The sequence below is a fragment of the Roseateles sp. Mitsp63 genome (assembly GCF_059491535.1).
Map to the genome: position 1 here is coordinate 4176219 of NZ_CP168509.1, position 16734 is coordinate 4192952.

A 16734-nucleotide genomic window follows, 5' to 3' on the forward strand; every position below is an offset into this window, starting at 1 on the left:
CGATTGTGCATGCGCCGGGCGATCCGCGGCCGTCAGCCCGCCGCGGCTCGCAGCGCTTTCAGCACCATGAACGCGCCGACCTCCTCGTCGACGGTTTCCCGGGACGCCCGGGGATCGTGCAGGACCTCGTAGAGCCGATGCCCCTGCGCCTGCCACGCGGCGCGGAAGGCACCGGTCCCATCGCCATGAACCCGGCTGGCCCATCGCTTGCGCGAGCGCGGGGCCGAGGCTTCGAAACTTTCGCGGAGCAGTCCGCCGCACCAGTGGCGGAACTCGCTGTGCAGGACGGTCACATCCTGCCCCTTGCAGCGGTCGCGCCACTGGGCCATCGCCGGACGCGCCAGCGCCCGAGCGAGCTCGACGACCTCGTCAGGCTTGGCCTTGGGCCCGAAGGTCCGGCGCCACCAGCCCTTCACGCCGGTCGGCGCCTTCATCCGCCCTAGCAGCTCGGTCAGCGCGGCGAAGTCCGGCTTGGGCGGAGCGGACGGCACCGCCGCGCGAGGCACGGATCGAGGCGGCGCGATCTGCACGGCTCGTGGGGTCTGCACGGGCCGCACGGCCTGATCCTCCGGACAGCGGATCACCGGCGACGGCTCGACCCTTCGTGTCGCCATCCTCGTTGGCGCCCCATGGATCAACATCGCCGATTCGAAACGATGTCCGTTGAAGTTGACGAGGAGCTCGATCGTGTCCGCGCCCGACTCCGAACGTCTCGGTCTTGGCCGGCTCTCGATCCTGAGCGTGTCTCCGCCGGCGTCGTCGTAGGTGAAGATGCGTGCCGAACGTTCTTCCGAGAGCAGCCACTGCGCCACCGTCTGGCCCTGCGTGGCCGCCGTCGAGTCCGGTCCGGGCGTCGGCAGGGCCATGCTGGCCACCCCGTGAACGAGCATCGTCTCAGCCAGACGCGCAAGCCGTTCGCCGCCCCCCATGTCCGTACGCCCGAGATCGATGATCGGCGGCTTGCCGGACGGCGGCGCGGCCCGCTTGACCGCCTCGGCGTCCTTCAACGGCTGCAGGACGGTGGCCAGACACCGCGCCAGTCTGGCGCGGACCTCCCGGGGGCAACGGGCGGAGCCGGCATCGGGCGGGTTCCGCTCCGGCACGGAGGACGCGTGCCGGAGCGGATTGGCGAAGTTCGCGGTCGACGGGGTCATGGCAAGCCTCCTTTCCCGAAACCGGCACGGAACTGCCGGCACGCCCGATCAGTGCCCGCCCGCAACCTCGCCACCCGACAACCTCCGCGGGCCGATTCCATGACTACAATGCGCGCCAGTCAGGAGAGAGCTCCCTCGCGGGAGCCGCCGAAGGCGCAGTGGCACTGGTGATCCCACGCTGCGAACGCTCAGGCAAAAGGACTGACGAAACGCCCGCGATGCCGGGCGTTCCTCACTGGAGAGAGGCGGGGCGGACCACCGGTCGAGCCCGTCCACCGAAGGGGCAAGCCGCCGGTCAACCGCCGACGGCCAATCTCTCAGGTAAAGCGGACAGCGAGGGCATCTCCCCCACCCGGATGTGATCGGTTCACAGTCGGGTGGTCATGACGAATGCCCTCGGAGCGAGACATGTCCGCCGACCAGACCCTGAACACGCCCCTGCTCAAGACCCCCCTGCACGCGCTGCACCTCGAACTGGGCGCCAAGATGGTGCCCTTCGCCGGCTACGACATGCCGGTCCAGTACCCCGCCGGCGTGATGGCCGAGCACAAGCACACCCGCGCCAAGGCCGGCCTGTTCGACGTCTCCCACATGGGCCAGGTGCTGCTCGCCGGTGACGATGCCGCCGCCGCGCTCGAGACCCTGGTGCCGGTCGACATCGTCGACCTGGAGATGTTCAAGCAGCGCTACGCGCTGTTCACCGCCGACGACGGCGGCATCCTCGACGACCTGATGGTCGCGCGCCGCACCGACGGGCTGTTCGTGGTCGTCAACGCCGGCTGCCGCGACCAGGACATCGCCCACATGCAGAAGCACCTGGCGGGCCGCTGCGAGGTCCGCCCGCTGCCCGACCAGGCGCTGCTGGCGCTGCAGGGCCCGCAGGCCGTGACCGCGCTGTCGCGCCTGAACCCCGGCGTGGCCCAGCTGGTCTTCATGACCGGCGGCTTCTTCGACCTGGACGGCATCCCCACCTTCGTGACCCGCTCGGGCTACACCGGCGAGGACGGCTATGAGATCTCCGTCCCCGCCGCCCGCAGCGTCGAGCTGGCCCGCAAGCTGCTGGCCCAGCCCGAGGTGATGCCCATCGGCCTGGGCGCGCGCGACTCGCTGCGCCTGGAAGCCGGCCTGTGCCTGTACGGCCACGACATCGACACCACCACCACGCCGGTCGAGGCCTCGCTGACCTGGGCGATCCAGAAGGTGCGCCGCGCCGGCGGCGCCCGCGCCGGCGGCTATCCCGGCGCGGCCGTGATCGACCGCCAGTTCGCCGAAGGCGCCGCGCGCAAGCGGGTCGGCCTGGTCAGCGCCGAGCGCATGCCGGTGCGCGAAGGCGCCAGGCTCGTCGACGCCGCCGGCCAGGAGATCGGCGTCGTCACCAGCGGCACGCTGGGCCCGACGGTGGGCAAGCCGGTGGCGCTGGCCTATGTCCAGACGCCGTACGCCGCGCTGGGCACCGAACTCTTCGCCGAGGTCCGCGGCAAGCGCACCCCGATGACGGTCTCTTCCACGCCCTTCACGCCCAACGGATACTTCCGCGGCTGATCCGCGATCCTGGATCACGTCCCGTCCTCCGAGACGATTTCCCCTTCACCTTTCCGATTCCACGGAGCCCCTCCATGAGCATCAAGTACACGCCCGACCACGAATGGGTCGACACCACCGACGGCATCGCCACCGTGGGCATCACCGTCCATGCGCAGGATGCGCTGGGCGATGTGGTCTTCGTCGACCTGCCGGAAGTCGGCAAGTCCTTCGCCGCCAAGGAAGTGGCCGGCGTGGTCGAGTCGGTCAAGGCCGCCGCCGACGTCTACGCCCCGGTGTCGGGCGAGATCGTCGAGGTCAACGAGGCGCTGCGCGACGACCCGTCGCTGGCCAACTCCGACCCGCTCAAGACCGGCTGGTTCTTCAAGGTCAAGCTGTCCAATCCGGCGGAACTCGACGGGCTGATGGACACCACGGCCTACGACGAGCTGGTGAAGAACTCCTAAGCCCAGCCCTCACCCCTGCCCTCTCCCGCCCGCGGGAGAGGGAGTTCTTTCCCCAGGATCGCCCCGCCATGTCCGCCCTGCCCTCCTTCGCCGAGCTCGAGAACGCCTCCGAATTCCACGCCCGCCACATCGGCCCCGACGCCCATGACGAGCAGTTGATGCTGTCGGCGATCGGCGCCGCGTCGCGCGCCGCGCTGATCGACGCCATCGTCCCGGCCGCCATCAAGCGCGCCGCGAAGATGGACCTGCCCGAGCCCGTGACCGAGTCGCAGGCGCTGGCCGAGCTCAAGGCCATCGCGGGGAAGAACCGGATCCTGAAGAGCTTCATCGGCCAGGGCTACCACGGCACCCTCACGCCGGGCGTCATCCTGCGCAACATCCTCGAGAACCCCGCCTGGTACACCGCCTACACGCCCTACCAGGCCGAGATCTCGCAAGGCCGCATGGAGGCGCTGGTCAACTTCCAGACCATGGTCTGCGACCTGACCGGCCTGGCCATCGCCAACGCCTCGATGCTGGACGAGGCCACCGCCGCCGCCGAGGCGATGACGCTGGCCGCCCGCATGGCCAAGAGCAAGAGCCAGACCTTCTTCGTCGCCGACGACGTGCTGCCGCAGACGCTGGAAGTCGTGCGCACCCGCGCCGAGCCGCTGGGCATCACGGTGCAGGTCGGCAAGGCCGAGGACGCCGGCCAGGCCGACTGCTTCGGCGCGCTGGTGCAGTACCCCGGCGTGACCGGCGTGGTGCGGCCGCTGCAGGCGATCGCCGACGCGGTCCATGCGCGCGGCGGCCTGCTGGTGGCCGCGGCCGACCTGCTGGCGCTGACGCTGATCGCCTCCCCGGGCGAACAGGGCGCCGACATCGCCGTCGGCACCACGCAGCGCTTTGGCATGCCCATGGGCGCCGGCGGCCCGCACGCCGCCTACATGGCCTGCCGCGACGAGTTCAAGCGCTCGCTGCCGGGCCGCCTGGTCGGCGTGTCCGTCGACGCGCACGGCAAGCCCGCCTACCGCCTGTCGCTGCAGACCCGCGAGCAGCACATCCGCCGCGAGAAGGCCACCTCCAACATCTGCACGGCGCAGGTGCTGCCGGCCGTCGTGGCCAGCATGTACGCCGTCTATCACGGCCCGCAGGGCCTCAAGCGCATCGCGCAGCGCGTGGCCGCCTACACCGCCGTGCTGGCCCAGGGCCTGAAGGCCCTGGGCCTGACGCTGGTCCACGAGACCGCCTTCGACACGCTGCACGTGAAGACCGGCGCGCACACCGGCCCGGTGCTGGCCGCCGCGGTCGCCGCCGGCATGAACCTGCGCCGCGCCGGCGAGGACAGCATCAGCCTGACGCTGGACGAGACCACCACCCGCGCCGACCTCCAGGCGCTGCTGACGGTCTTCGCCGAGGGCAAGCCGGTCGCGGACGCCTTCGCCGGCGCCACGGCCGCCACCCTGGTGCCGGCCGCGCTCTCGCGCACCAGCGCCTACCTGACGCATCCGATCTTCAACATCCACCACTCCGAGACGGAGATGCTGCGCTACATCCGGCTGCTCTCCGACAAGGACCTGGCGCTGGACCGCAGCATGATCCCGCTGGGCTCGTGCACGATGAAGCTCAACGCGACCAGCGAGATGATCCCCATCACCTGGCCCGAGTTCGCGCAGGTTCACCCGTTCGCGCCGCAGAGCCAGCTGCAGGGCTACGCGCAGCTGGACCAGCAGCTGACGGCCTGGCTGTGCCAGGCCACCGGCTACGCGGGCGTCTCGCTGCAGCCCAATGCCGGCTCGCAGGGCGAGTACGCCGGCCTGCTGATCATCAAGGCCTGGCACGAGTCGCGCGGCGAGGGCCACCGCAAGATCTGCCTGATCCCCGAATCGGCGCATGGCACCAACCCGGCGTCGGCGCAGATGGTGGGCATGCAGGTCGTCGTCACCAAGTGCGACAAGGAAGGCAACATCGACCTGGCCGACCTGAAGGCCAAGTGCGAGCAGCACAGCGACAAGCTGGCGGCGATCATGATCACCTACCCCTCGACGTACGGCGTGTTCGACACGCACGTCAAGGAGATCTGCGCGCTGGTGCATGAGCATGGCGGCCGCGTCTATGTCGACGGCGCCAACATGAACGCGCTGGTGGGCATCGCCGCGCCGGGCCAGTTCGGCGGCGACGTGTCCCACCTGAACCTGCACAAGACCTTCTGCATCCCGCACGGCGGCGGCGGCCCGGGCGTCGGCCCGGTGTGCGTGGTCGAGGACCTCGTGCCCTTCCTGCCGGCGCACCGCTCGGCGGGCCTGGGCGAGAAGACCGCCATCGGTGCCGTCTCCGCGGCCCCGCTGGGCAACGCGGCGGTGCTGCCGATCTCGTGGATGTACATCCGCATGATGGGTGAGACCGGCCTGAAGGCCGCGACCGAGACCGCGATCCTCTCGGCCAACTACGTGGCCGCGCGCCTGTCCGACCACTACGACATCCACTTCAGCGGCAACATCGCGGGCGTCAAGGGCGGCGGCGTGGCCCACGAATGCATCCTGGACCTGCGCCCGCTCAAGGACAGCTCCGGCGTCTCCGCCGAGGACGTCGCCAAGCGCCTGATCGACTACGGCTTCCACGCGCCGACGCTGTCCTTCCCGGTCGCGGGCACGCTGATGGTGGAGCCGACCGAGAGCGAATCCCGGTTCGAGCTGGACCGCTTCATCGCCGCGATGATCCAGATCCGCGAGGAGATCGCGAAGGTCGAGTCCGGCGCCTGGCCGCAGACCGACAACCCGCTGGTCAACGCGCCGCACACCGCCGAGAGCCTGCTCAAGACCGAGTGGACGCACGGCTACAGCCGCGACGACGCCGCCTATCCGGTGCCGGCGCTGCGGCATGTGAAGTACTGGTCCCCGGTGGGCCGCGTGGACAACGTCTACGGCGACCGCAACCTGGTTTGCTCCTGCCCGCCGCTTTCGGCGTACGCTGAAGAGTGATCGGAAGTCGCCGGTCCCGCGCCACGAGCGCCGGGATCCGGCCATCGTTACCCACGAAGGTTAGCCACGAGGGTTAGCCACGAGGTCCGCCATGGCAGTTTCCGTCTTTGATCTGTTCAAGATCGGCATCGGGCCGTCGAGCTCCCACACCGTGGGACCGATGCGCGCCGCGCGCATGTTCGTGCAGCGCCTGCGGCACGAGGGCGTGCTGGAGCGCACCGTGCGCGTGGCCACCGCGCTGTATGGCTCGCTGGGCGCCACCGGCAAGGGCCATGGCTCGGACAAGGCCGTGCTGCTGGGCCTGGCCGGCCATGAGCCCGACACGGTCGACATCGAGCGCATCCCCGGCATCCTCGACGCGATCCGCGACGACAAGCGGATTGCGCTGGGCGGCGACCATGCGGTCGCCTTCGACGAGGCCCGCGACCTCGTCATGTACCGCCGCCAGAGCCTGCCGCTGCACGCCAACGGCATGCGGCTGATCGCCTATGACGCCGACGGCAACGAGCTCCAGAACCGCGTCTATTACTCGGTGGGCGGCGGCTTCGTCGTCAGCGAGGAGGTGCTGGCGGACGGCTCCAAGCAGAAGCAGATCGCGCCCGACACGACGGTGCTGCCCTACCCGTTCAAGACCGGCGCGGAGCTGCTGGCGCTGGCGGAGCAGGAAGGCTGCTCGATCGCCGAGATCATGCGCCGCAACGAGCGCCACTGGCGCCCCGACGAGGAGACGCGCGCCGGCCTGCTCAAGATCTGGCGCGTGATGCAGGACTGCGTGCAGCGCGGCTGCCGCACCGAGGGCATCCTGCCGGGCGGCTTCAAGGTGAAGCGGCGCTCGGCGGCGCTCTACCGCGATCTGGTCGCGCATCCCGAGGCGGCGCTGCGCGATCCGCTGCAGGTGATGGACTGGGTCAACCTGTACGCGCTGGCGGTCAATGAAGAGAACGCCGCCGGCGGCCGCGTCGTGACGGCGCCGACCAACGGCGCGGCCGGCATCGTGCCGGCGGTGCTGCACTACTACGCGCGCTTCGTGCATGGCGCCAGCGAGGACGGCATCGTCGACTTCCTGCTGACCGCCGCGGCGATCGGCATCCTCTACAAGGAGAACGCGTCGATCTCGGGCGCGGAAGTCGGCTGCCAGGGCGAGGTCGGCGTGGCCTGCTCGATGGCCGCGGGCGCGCTGTGCGCGGTGATGGGCGGCACGCCGGCCCAGGCCGAGAACGCCGCCGAGATCGGCATGGAACACCACCTGGGCCTGACCTGCGACCCGGTCGGCGGCCTGGTGCAGATCCCCTGCATCGAGCGCAACGCGATCGCGTCGGTCAAGGCCATCAACGCGGCGCGCATGGCGCTGCGCGGCGACGGCACCCATCACGTGAGCCTGGACAAGGTCATCAAGACGATGCGCGAAACCGGCGCGGACATGATGACCAAGTACAAGGAGACCGCCCGCGGCGGTCTGGCGGTCAACATCGTCGAATGCTGACGCGCCGGCGGCGGACCGTCAGCTGTCGTCGCCGGCCCCGGCCGTGAGCGGCGCCGGGGCGGACCCGGCGTCGCGGTCCGCGCCGCGCGCGTCCTGGACCGCGCTGAAGACCAGTCCGATGACCATGGCGAGGCTGCTCAGCAACAGCGCGGTCTTGAACATGCTGGTACGTTCGGTCCTCGCGGCTTTGGCGTGCTTGGTGATGCTCATGGGGTCTCCTGTCGATCTGACGCATGGTCCACCCGCGCTGGCCCGCGAGGCAGACGCGGATGACGCATCACCGGGTCCTGCGATGACGTCAGCGCGCGTCGGCGATCCACCGACAGCGAGGATGACAGCGAGGATGTCGAAATCCGTCAGTCCCGATCGTCGTGAGGCGATACCCCGTCTGTCTTCACGAAGCTGTCACGGGTCCTGCCACCCTCCACTCCACGGACGCGAATCCCCATGACTGCCTCCCTTGATCCGACACGGCGCCGCTGGCTGGCGCTCGGCGTGCTCTGCCTGGGCGTGCTGATGATGGTGCTGGACACCACCATCGTGAATGTGGCGCTGCCCTCGATCCGGGCCGACCTGGGCTTCACCGAGACCTCGCTGGTCTGGGTCGTCAATGCCTACATGCTGACCTTCGGCGGCTTCATGCTGCTCGGCGGACGGCTGGGCGACCTGTACGGCCACCGGCGCACCTTCCTGGCCGGGCTGGCGCTGTTCACCGCGGCGTCGGCGGCCTGCGGCCTGGCGCGCACGCAGGAGCTGCTGATCGCGGCGCGGGCCGTGCAGGGGCTGGGCGGCGCGGCGGTGGCGGCGATCTCGCTGTCGCTGATCATGAACATGTTCACCGAGCCCGCCGAGCGCGCCAAGGCCATGGGCGTCTACGGTTTCGTCTGCGCCAGCGGCGGCAGCATCGGCGTGCTGCTGGGCGGCCTGCTGACCAGCACGCTGAGCTGGCACTGGATCTTCCTGGTCAACCTGCCGATCGGCGCGCTGGTGATCGGGCTGTGCCTGTGGCTGATCGAGCGCGGCGGCCCGACGGCGCCGGACGAGGTGCTGGACTGGGCCGGCGCGATCACGGTCACGCTGTCGCTGCTGCTGGCGGTCTACGCGGTCGTCAACGGCAACGAGGCCGGCTGGACCTCGACCCGGACGCTGGCGCTGCTGGGCGCATCGGCGGTGCTGCTGGCGGCCTTCCTGGCGCTCGAGACCCGGGTGGCGCATCCGCTGATGCCGCTGTCGCTGTTCCGCCTGAGGTCGGTGGCGGTATCCAACGTGATCGGGGTGCTGTGGGCCGCGGCGATGTTCGCGTGGTTCTTCCTGTCGGCGCTCTACATGCAGCTGGTGCTGGGCTACGACGCGATGCGGGTCGGGCTGGGGTTCCTGCCGGCCAACCTGATCATGGCGTCGTTCTCGGTGGGACTGTCGGCTAGGCTGGTGATGCGTTTCGGCCTGCGCAAGCCGCTGTGCGTCGGCCTGCTGACCGCGGCGCTGGGGCTGGCGCTGTTCGCGCGGGCGCCGGCGGAGGGCGGCTTCTGGCTGGACGTGCTGCCCGGCATGCTGCTGCTGGGCCTGGGCGCGGCCATGGCCTTCAACCCGGTGCTGCTGGCGGCGATGAGCGAGGTCGCGCCGAGCGAATCCGGCCTGGCTTCGGGCGTGGTGAACACGTCCTTCATGATGGGCGGCTCGCTGGGGCTGGCGGTGCTGGCGAGCCTGGCGGCATCGCGCACCGGCGAGCTGACGGCGCTGGGCGCCAGCCTGCCGGCGGCGCTGGCCGGCGGCTACCGCGTGGCGTTCGCGGTCGGCGCGGTGTTCGCGGCGTCGGGCGGCTTGCTCGCGCTGCTGCTGAGGGAGCCGGCGCCGCAGACGGGCGAGGCCGCGCCGGCTGCCTCACACGGCTGAGGCGGGCGCGACTGCAAGCGACGACGCATCTGCAGATGCGTCTGCAGCCCCGACAGGCTCCCAGCAAACGCTGCTTGCGCGAACCGGCGCTAGAACCGCGCCTGAACAAGGTCGGCCCCGCAGCGCTGCGGCAACCCGCCTGAGGGCCGGCGCGCCTTCGTGTCAGGCCAGGCGCCTGCCTGTCCTGCCCGCTGTCCTCACGACTGCGGCCCCGACCTGCGCAGAGTCTCGCCGATAAGGTTGATGGCCCTTCCTCTAATAGTCCACATAGACCAGCCCGAAGCTACTCTCCAGTTCAAGCGCAATTTCTCTCGCAGCTGCGTCGGAATCAAGATAGACCCCATCAAGTCCAACGACGAGGTCAACTGATTTAATTTTCGGAGACATGTCAAGGTAGTCCACGCGACTGGTATTAAGCGCGGCGACCAGTGTTGACGTCCCGATTTTTGTCAACTCATCCCACACCAACGATTCACCAATTTTTGGAAAACGCTCCAAAGGAATCCGACCTGCGGAAGTTCCGATTGGATTGGTAGGCGAGGAGAATATCGGTATCGTGACGTGCGCAATCATGGCTTACGGCATAACTCGATGATTCGGGATATAGAGTCCATTTGTCATTGTTATTTCCCTTGACTCGAGACCACGCGAATCCGTGCTGCTTGTCGTAGCTACCACTCCTAGTTGAGGAGCTACTGAACTAGGAAGTGCCCTTCGACTTCGCCATCATTGGAAACATATAGTGTGTCACCTGTCTGTAAGCGACCCTCAATGCTGATGGATACCTTCCTCCAGCAGTCGCAACCGGAATTGAACAGCGAGTTGCTTTTCTCTTCATGCAAAACAAGAGTTGCCCGATGCTCGTTGGTTTCAGTGAGGTACGGTGCCGCCAAAGAACCTCGGCATGGCATCGGCATAGCGCCGGTCACCAGAAGGGTTGCGCCGGTCTGCTTGATCTCGAGATGACGGTTTGCAATGCCTTCATGGCATTCAGACACTTCGATCAGCCGGACGCCGGTGGCGTATGTAAACGTAGCACTATTTTTCTCGGCCTTTGAGCAACCGAATAGGAACCCTAACGCTACGCAAAGTGAAATCAAAGACAAGAATTTCATGGCGCGAGGAGTTCTGGACATATGGACAAATTGCTGCATCAGAGTCCCGAAGACCGAGCCGGTTGGAGAGCGGCCTGGAGCTGGATTCACGCCTGACGCCCGGCAGCGCGCGCTCATCGAAGCTGCGGAGCGGCTGAACCGCGAATCCGTTGAAGCTGGTCATTTTGTCCCGGAGGAGCTTCAGCAGCGCATGCAGTCCGGGGCCGACGTGGGCGTGAACGTGGCGCGATGTCCTTTCTACATCACGATGGGTGCAGCCCTAGATGAGGCTGTCTCGCCGGCAGCATTGGAAGAGCTGCTGGGACCGGAGTTCGACAGGGCCAACCTCTATTGGCGCCGACCCTTCATCCTGGCCGTGGAGCGGCTAGTCGAGGCCGGCACGAGGTTGGAGGCGACGCTGAAGGTCGCGGCGAACATCAAGCGCGCCTTTCCCTCGCGCAGAGATGGTCGACATGAGTGGCCTACCGAGGAACCTCATCGCAGCGCTCGATGAGATGGCAGTGCAGGGCGCGCTGCCCGAGATGGAGCCTGGGGAAGGCGTGATGGATGGAGCGCTCAGTATTCACGAGCTGCGCAGCGAAACCGCCTCGTGGGCCGAGGCCGTGGTGTTCGAGGTCCTAGAAGAGCGCGGGCTCGTTCATCTGCGCGCAAGCGATGAGCGCATCTTCTCCTTCACCAGGGGCACCAACGTCTGGAACGGCTTCGAGAAGGTCGAGGAGGAGCAGCGCTTCCGATGTCTCGTGATGGGACGGTCAGGGGTAGTCCTGCGCGCGGAGCGTTTACTTGGTTGACCGACCACTGCCGCCCATCGTCGACCTGCCGCTTTCTCAGACGCGGCGGGACCCTGGGCAAGGTCTCATACACCTGGCCCTCTGGCGAGTGTTCCTGCTTGCGACCCCTGGGCGTGATGGCCCGGCTATCCACATCGTCGGCGTGAACATGCGAAACGGACGCAGCCGGGTGTCCTCACCGGTCACGCGTATCAACGCCTCCGCCAGATGCGTCGCGACGGAATCAGGACGGGTCTACACGCTGGTCGGTGGCCGCGGCCGTGCCGATATCGCTCTCTCGCTGCTCCAGCGCTTGACCGACGCCTGGGACGCGCCGGTCGTTGCCGACGTCACTGGTTGGCTATTCGAGCCCCTTGTTGCCAACGGTACCGACGCGTAGTGCTCGTGGCGATTGAGAGGGTCCGCGGGCACCGTGAAGCAAGCGCTCTGGAAGTCTGCTGAACTCCGGTTATGCCGCGTCCACCTCACGCACCAAGTCGATTCGTTTGAAGTTCTCGCCAAGGAAACCAAACTTTCGGGTGAACAGCGAGGCGATGCGCGCATCCGCTGTTGCAAAGAAAACTTGCTTTTTGGACGACACTGCCAAGTCGCGCAAGTAATCGAGGAACGACAGTGCATTCAAGTCATCTACGTGGGCGACTGGGTCGTCGATGAGGATGACCGGTGGGGCTTTCGCGGCGGTCCGGTGTACAGCCAGAAATACGGAGAGCGCAAACGCTGCACGTTGCCCAGTACTAACCTTGTGGAGAGTCCAATCTTCTTCACTCTCTTTGGAACGCAGCAGAACGCCATCGCTACCCACGTATTCGTATTCGTTGGGTGAATGAATGCGGGCGAAAGCTTCGTTAATCTCCTTGCCGATGGATTCCAACGACTTGGTTGTTGCACTTTCAAGAGAGAGTTCAGAATTTAACTTGTCGAGGGCGGTGGCTGCTGCGGCAAGTCTCATGTGTCGCAATAGCAATTCAGCCGTATGGTTCTTTTGACTTTCAATCGTTGAGCTGAGGGTGGCGATATCTGCTGACGCCGTTGCCTCTCGCGATACGGCTTGAACTGCCTCGTTCAGCGCGCGAAGCATGCCGGCCAGAGCGGCTTCAATATCCGATAGCTTCGTTTCATTACCCACGTCGAATCTGAGTACCAGTTCCTCGCGCTGTTTTTTCAGCGTCAGCATCTCCTGCTGCAATGTCGCGAAAGCGCGGACCCCCGAAGCTTGGGTGGCGCGGGTCCTCCATCCGTCTGTGAACAATCGCCCAATTTCTTGTGCAACCAGGGCTTCCAGTTCTGTAATTTTCGCCTTAATTGGCTGAATCTGCTCCCGGGCTTGTACGGCAGAATTGGCATACGTCTGACTATGCGTTGCAATCGCTGTCGTATCGTATGCCCGAGTATTTAGCGTGTCGATAGTGTTTATCGACACGAGCATCTGATTGTATTCAGCGTCAGACATCTGGGCGTGATGAAGCCGATTTAACGCTTCAGTCGCCGGAACCAAGTTCGCTTTGGCGTTTTCAAACTCGCGCTGCGCAATAGAAAGTGCGCCGACGATTTCACCGCATGATTGAGTTAGAGGGAGCGATAGGGTCAGAGCAATCTGCTGAACACTTTCCAGCACACCCCTCCATGCCAACCACTGCTTGTGCGTTTCTCGAGCGGCGTTGAGTTGGGCCGATACCTCGGTCAGCTCCGTCGGCTGTGCCAGTTCGGCGGTAATCCTCTCAACATGCGCGGCCAGAGCCGCTTCGCCGTGCACTGTTTTGCATACCGGACAAATGTTTGCCGGTGTGCCAGTTCTGAAGCTCGCGAGCACTGCGCTCTTGAGCTCTTGAGCACTTTGCGCGCGTAGTGCGGCAGCTTGACCAAACGACGCGCTCAGCTTATCCAACGAATCAACGTGATTTGCGGCAGATTCAATGCCTTGAATTGCGCCATTTAGAGCATCCACCAGGCGAACCGTCGTATACCCTGTATCGATTACGGGTGCCGTGGTATTTGCAAATACACCTAGTTTGCTGCCGCTTGCGCTAACCAAGTCGCGGCAGTGGATGTAATGGTCTCGAGTGGGTGCGTAGTTTTCCTGGACGTACTCGCTCCAACGATTTAGCAGCTTTGCCCAATTCTCGAAGTTTGTGGCTTGCGCTTCCGATTCGGCTATACGAGCGGATTCATTTTCAATTTGTCCAATCAGCGGCAGCACTTTGCTGTGAGCGCTCTCAATGTCGTGGGTTCGCCTGTCCAGTGATGCAAGACTTTGGACCGCGGTACCAGCTGCTAACAGTATCTGTACCGCAGAGTAAGCGGCTTGAATTGGTTCGGATTCGCCGACAGAAACAAACGGCGCCGCCGACAGCGGCCCTCGGTAGCCAAGGACTGGAAGACTCGCCCGAAATGCGTCACTTAGAGCCTTAGCTTCTGACGGTCGCTCTTGCAACTCTTCGAGTTTTCCCTTGGAGTCTTCAAGCGTTCTTTGGGCATCTTGAAGATAGAGGAAGGCGCGTTCAGAAGCGGTCTGAACCTCTGGGGTCAGTTTGGCCACATATGACCAAATTTGAGATGCATCAGCCCCAACAATCAAACGGCTGAGGTCTTCCGGAAACTTTTCTGGGTCCAAGTCCGCAGCCACGCGGAAAGCGGCGTCTGTGTCCAAGAAGTTGTATCTGCCGAAGCCGGTAAGCACGCCTTCGGCGGTCCTTTCCTCGCGGTTGTACCAATGAAAGCACCTGGCGCGAAGGCGCGCGGAGTCGGTTGTAGCCAACAGCTCCTTGTCACTGTCCCAAAGGGTCCCATACACCTTATGGGTGCCTGACGTACTGCGCCGGTTCTGACCACAATAGAAGAACTCAATCGCTTCGAGTAGCGACGTCTTACCGGTCCCATTCGGGCCAGCAATTAGTGTGACTTGGCCAAATTCGTACTTTGGTCGCCCGTCATGCACAGGACGGAAGCTAGCCATCCTCAAACTGGACAACCACCGCTCATGCAACTGCTTGTCGGAGGCATGCAGGGTGAGGGCCTTTTTGGAAGTTGGCGCTCTACCTGCCTCGCCCGAACCAATTCGGTCCACCATGGTGGTTCTCGCCGGGCGGTCGAGGATGCCGTCGATTTTCTCGGTGGTGAGAAGCTTGTCCCACTCCCCGACGATGTCGAACTCTTGCGAGCTCGCGGAGGGCGTGAAGTACTTAGCCGCTCCTAGCACCGAGGCAAGCTCATCCTCCGATACGACCAGCTTTCTGGCGAAGTCCTCGTCAGCTTCGATGGTCGCCTTCGCTCGCTGGAAGTCGGGTTGTTCGACCGACTTGGGGCCCGCGACGATGTAGATGTACTTGTTCCAACGGAGGTCGCCGGGCGAACTGAAATAGTCCTCGCCAAGGATGCGTTCCTGAAACTCTCGGAGGCCTTGCGCGCGGCCGACGACGTCATCGGCAAGGTCAACGTAGGCGACCGCAAAGCATTGGCCCTTGTGCAGACGCTCGCCGCGGACAACCGCTTCCTCGACGTCTTCGACGCTCGCCAGCAGCTGAGCGACCTTTTGTCGTGCAGATTCGAGTAGTTGCATAGTCATGCCCGGAGATATGAGGTGGCACTCTTGCCGTCATCGGCGATGTGAGTCAGCTGCTTGATGGGGGCGAACACAGGGCCAGCGAGAGTGAGGTAGCAGACCGCTACGCGAGTCCGTCGTCCGGGCTCGTTCTCACGGTGCAGCAGTCCATAAGCGGCGTCGCAGGCATCCTCTATTCGTCTAGGGGCTGGCTCAAGTCCAAGAAACGCAACGTGTGCGGGTTCAACGCCGTTCTTTACAACGTTGGTGTGCGGCGACTTCTTGGACCAGTAAATCGAAGCCCCGCCACCGCTTAGGTTTCGAATCTGAAGAGGCAGCGGCGCGGTCGCCAGAATCTCGTGCAGGAGCGACACGTTCGTCAGCTGCCCATGCCTGGCGGCGTCTGAATCCTCGTTGCGTTCCAGTCGGACGGTCAGTCGCCTGGTCACCTCGTCATCGCTCATGCTCAGGGACTTCAACGTCCCAGCGGCGTACCAATCATCGGCGCCAGAGGTGAGGCCGCAAGAGAGCGCTACGGCGCGCTCAATTCGAAGGCGACTTTCATTCTTCGCGAGCTCGGAGAAGGCCGTAGTTACCTTTGCATCGCACGCGAACAGCTGAACGAGACCGGTATCAGCGCATGCGGTCTGGGCAACCCAGCCAGTCGTCTCGTCCCAGACGTGTCGCGCTTCCAGCGTCGGGCCAGTGGAGACAGCGTGGAGCTGCAGGCCCGTGTGCACGACCTTGGGCACGCTGAACTCGAAAACCGCCGGCGCGTAGTGGAAGTGGAGTACGTGCCGCTTCCGTCTGTGCCACGAGTAGTAAAGGCCGTTGCGCTCGTTCTGTTCCACAAGAGCGTCGTCGGACGAGGCGCGGTCGTGTGGTAGATACCAGGCAGACCCTGCCTCGTTCTTCCACTCATGCCCATTTCCGCCCTCCCGCTCCATGAAGACAATGTCCTCCGCCCAGTTCAGGCAGACGATGTCGCAATTGCTGGTGCGCTCGGTACGACGGAAGGTATCTACTCGGTACTTCAGATAGTCGGCGTTTCGCGGCTTCGGGTTCAGCTGGATGTGAAGGAGCGTGGAGTTCTCCGTGAGTTGCAGCAGGACGTCCCTGTCGTCTGTGATATTGAAGGCGTCAGAGCAGATGATGGAGGCGAGCGCGAGGCGTTTCCTGGGCCCGTGGAACTGATAGATGAGCTTGCCTGTGCGGAGGACGGCGTTCTCGAAGTACTGGTCGTCCTTCGATGAAATCGTCTTGAACTGGATAAGTACGACGCGTCGCTCTTCCCCCGTCGCCTTGTCTGTGGAAAGGAAGCAGTACGCCACCGGGTCGTAGTAGATGCCCTGTGCGGGAGCTGCCTTGTCCTTCTCATGAAAGACCAAGCACTTCCCTGTGCTCTCTGCCTCGGCCTTGAACGCGGCTAGCTGGGTGGGCGTCATGCTCTCGCAGCCGAGCACCCAGATGGCATCCGTTGCGGGGAAGTTGTTCCCGTGGACGCAGGCTAGAAGCGTCTTGATGGGGAGGTAGTACTCGGGCGTGACGACGAGATGGTGGCCATGCTTGGTCGCCATCTCAAACAGCGCAGTCGCTTGGCGGTCTGCGAAATCCAGGTCAGCCGGGCCGATGCGTGTCGTGTTGCCGATGAATGGGCCTGACGGTTGGAACAGCAACGCGCGATAACTCTTCTCGGTGGCCTGCAGGACCTCCAGCGCCGGGTTCGACAACCCGCGCTCGGCAAGAAAATCGCCGACGTCGACGATGTTGTCGACATTCATTTCATGGCCTCCCTGTAGTGCCTAATCTCGC

The 16734-nt window shown here is 65.0% G+C and carries 13 protein-coding genes and 2 riboswitches; of the genes, 7 read left to right on the forward strand and 6 right to left on the reverse strand.

Translation table 11 applies throughout. The annotated features are described in order from the left end of the window. Positions 1 to 32: 32 nt before the first annotated feature. Positions 33 to 1154 (reverse strand): hypothetical protein, encoded by a 1122-nt coding sequence (locus ACEN96_RS18180; RefSeq protein WP_495584474.1) that lies wholly within the window; start codon positions 1152 to 1154, stop codon positions 33 to 35. Positions 1155 to 1264: 110 nt separating this feature from the next. Continuing rightward, a riboswitch (glycine riboswitch) is annotated at positions 1265 to 1368 on the forward strand. Positions 1369 to 1379: 11 nt separating this feature from the next. Beyond that, positions 1380 to 1498: riboswitch (glycine riboswitch) on the forward strand. Positions 1499 to 1562: 64 nt separating this feature from the next. Between ACEN96_RS18180 and gcvT the strand changes: the two genes are divergently transcribed. The 4 genes from gcvT (at position 1563) to ACEN96_RS18200 (ending at position 7585) form a co-directional block, all read left to right on the forward strand. Beyond that, positions 1563 to 2696 carry a glycine cleavage system aminomethyltransferase GcvT gene (gene gcvT / locus ACEN96_RS18185; protein ID WP_495584475.1) on the forward strand — a complete coding sequence of 378 codons (1134 nt, stop codon included), beginning with the start codon at positions 1563 to 1565 and terminating at the stop codon, positions 2694 to 2696. Between the two features lie 74 nt (positions 2697 to 2770). Beyond that, a complete protein-coding gene (gcvH, locus tag ACEN96_RS18190; protein WP_495584476.1) occupies positions 2771 to 3142 on the forward strand; it encodes a glycine cleavage system protein GcvH in 372 nt (123 codons plus the stop codon). Positions 3143 to 3210: 68 nt separating this feature from the next. Next, positions 3211 to 6102 (forward strand): aminomethyl-transferring glycine dehydrogenase, encoded by a 2892-nt coding sequence (gene gcvP, locus ACEN96_RS18195; protein WP_495584477.1) that lies wholly within the window; start codon positions 3211 to 3213, stop codon positions 6100 to 6102. A gap of 91 nt (positions 6103 to 6193) precedes the next feature. After that, positions 6194 to 7585 carry an L-serine ammonia-lyase gene (locus ACEN96_RS18200; protein ID WP_495584478.1) on the forward strand — a complete coding sequence of 464 codons (1392 nt, stop codon included), beginning with the start codon at positions 6194 to 6196 and terminating at the stop codon, positions 7583 to 7585. 18 nt (positions 7586 to 7603) lie between these two features. On the opposite strand, the gene ACEN96_RS18205 is transcribed toward ACEN96_RS18200, so the two are convergent. Continuing rightward, the gene (locus ACEN96_RS18205; RefSeq protein WP_495584479.1) at positions 7604 to 7795 is read right to left on the reverse strand and encodes a hypothetical protein; all 192 of its coding nucleotides are present in this window, start codon (positions 7793 to 7795) and stop codon (positions 7604 to 7606) included. 237 nt (positions 7796 to 8032) lie between these two features. Here ACEN96_RS18205 and ACEN96_RS18210 point away from each other — a divergent pair, with 237 nt between their 5' ends. Beyond that, positions 8033 to 9478, forward strand: coding sequence for an MFS transporter (locus tag ACEN96_RS18210; protein WP_495584480.1), 1446 nt, complete (start codon positions 8033 to 8035; stop codon positions 9476 to 9478). A gap of 255 nt (positions 9479 to 9733) precedes the next feature. Here ACEN96_RS18210 and ACEN96_RS18215 read toward each other — a convergent pair whose 3' ends face one another. Next, positions 9734 to 10051, reverse strand: coding sequence for a hypothetical protein (locus tag ACEN96_RS18215; RefSeq protein WP_495584481.1), 318 nt, complete (start codon positions 10049 to 10051; stop codon positions 9734 to 9736). Between the two features lie 119 nt (positions 10052 to 10170). Continuing rightward, the gene (locus ACEN96_RS18220; protein WP_495584482.1) at positions 10171 to 10593 is read right to left on the reverse strand and encodes a hypothetical protein; all 423 of its coding nucleotides are present in this window, start codon (positions 10591 to 10593) and stop codon (positions 10171 to 10173) included. On the opposite strand from ACEN96_RS18220, the gene ACEN96_RS18225 reads away from it, so the two are divergent. Next, entirely contained in the window at positions 10592 to 11086 is a 495-nt protein-coding gene (locus ACEN96_RS18225; protein WP_495584483.1) for a hypothetical protein, read from the forward strand. The genes ACEN96_RS18220 and ACEN96_RS18225 overlap by 2 nt on opposite strands. A gap of 1 nt (position 11087) precedes the next feature. Then, entirely contained in the window at positions 11088 to 11384 is a 297-nt protein-coding gene (locus ACEN96_RS18230; protein WP_495584484.1) for a hypothetical protein, read from the forward strand. A gap of 448 nt (positions 11385 to 11832) precedes the next feature. On the opposite strand, the gene ACEN96_RS18235 is transcribed toward ACEN96_RS18230, so the two are convergent. After that, positions 11833 to 14946: an AAA family ATPase gene (locus ACEN96_RS18235; RefSeq protein WP_495584485.1), complete on the reverse strand. Its 3114-nt coding sequence runs from the start codon at positions 14944 to 14946 to the stop codon at positions 11833 to 11835. Continuing rightward, positions 14943 to 16703, reverse strand: coding sequence for a hypothetical protein (locus tag ACEN96_RS18240; RefSeq protein WP_495584486.1), 1761 nt, complete (start codon positions 16701 to 16703; stop codon positions 14943 to 14945). Before ACEN96_RS18240 ends, ACEN96_RS18235 begins: the two co-directional genes overlap by 4 nt. Positions 16704 to 16734: the final 31 nt, after the last annotated feature.

What these genes read in the sequence shown, in the direction of transcription:
- ACEN96_RS18215 (WP_495584481.1), bottom strand. Translation starts at nt 10,051, where the DNA reads ATGATTGCGCACGTCACGATACCGATATTCTCCTCGCCTACCAATCCA.
- gcvT (WP_495584475.1), top strand. Translation starts at nt 1,563, where the DNA reads ATGTCCGCCGACCAGACCCTGAACACGCCCCTGCTCAAGACCCCCCTG.
- gcvP (WP_495584477.1), top strand. Translation starts at nt 3,211, where the DNA reads ATGTCCGCCCTGCCCTCCTTCGCCGAGCTCGAGAACGCCTCCGAATTC.
- ACEN96_RS18240 (WP_495584486.1), bottom strand. Translation starts at nt 16,703, where the DNA reads ATGAATGTCGACAACATCGTCGACGTCGGCGATTTTCTTGCCGAGCGC.
- ACEN96_RS18210 (WP_495584480.1), top strand. Translation starts at nt 8,033, where the DNA reads ATGACTGCCTCCCTTGATCCGACACGGCGCCGCTGGCTGGCGCTCGGC.
- ACEN96_RS18220 (WP_495584482.1), bottom strand. Translation starts at nt 10,593, where the DNA reads ATGAAATTCTTGTCTTTGATTTCACTTTGCGTAGCGTTAGGGTTCCTA.
- ACEN96_RS18205 (WP_495584479.1), bottom strand. Translation starts at nt 7,795, where the DNA reads ATGAGCATCACCAAGCACGCCAAAGCCGCGAGGACCGAACGTACCAGC.
- ACEN96_RS18230 (WP_495584484.1), top strand. Translation starts at nt 11,088, where the DNA reads ATGGCAGTGCAGGGCGCGCTGCCCGAGATGGAGCCTGGGGAAGGCGTG.
- ACEN96_RS18235 (WP_495584485.1), bottom strand. Translation starts at nt 14,946, where the DNA reads ATGACTATGCAACTACTCGAATCTGCACGACAAAAGGTCGCTCAGCTG.
- ACEN96_RS18180 (WP_495584474.1), bottom strand. Translation starts at nt 1,154, where the DNA reads ATGACCCCGTCGACCGCGAACTTCGCCAATCCGCTCCGGCACGCGTCC.
- ACEN96_RS18225 (WP_495584483.1), top strand. Translation starts at nt 10,592, where the DNA reads ATGGCGCGAGGAGTTCTGGACATATGGACAAATTGCTGCATCAGAGTC.
- gcvH (WP_495584476.1), top strand. Translation starts at nt 2,771, where the DNA reads ATGAGCATCAAGTACACGCCCGACCACGAATGGGTCGACACCACCGAC.
- ACEN96_RS18200 (WP_495584478.1), top strand. Translation starts at nt 6,194, where the DNA reads ATGGCAGTTTCCGTCTTTGATCTGTTCAAGATCGGCATCGGGCCGTCG.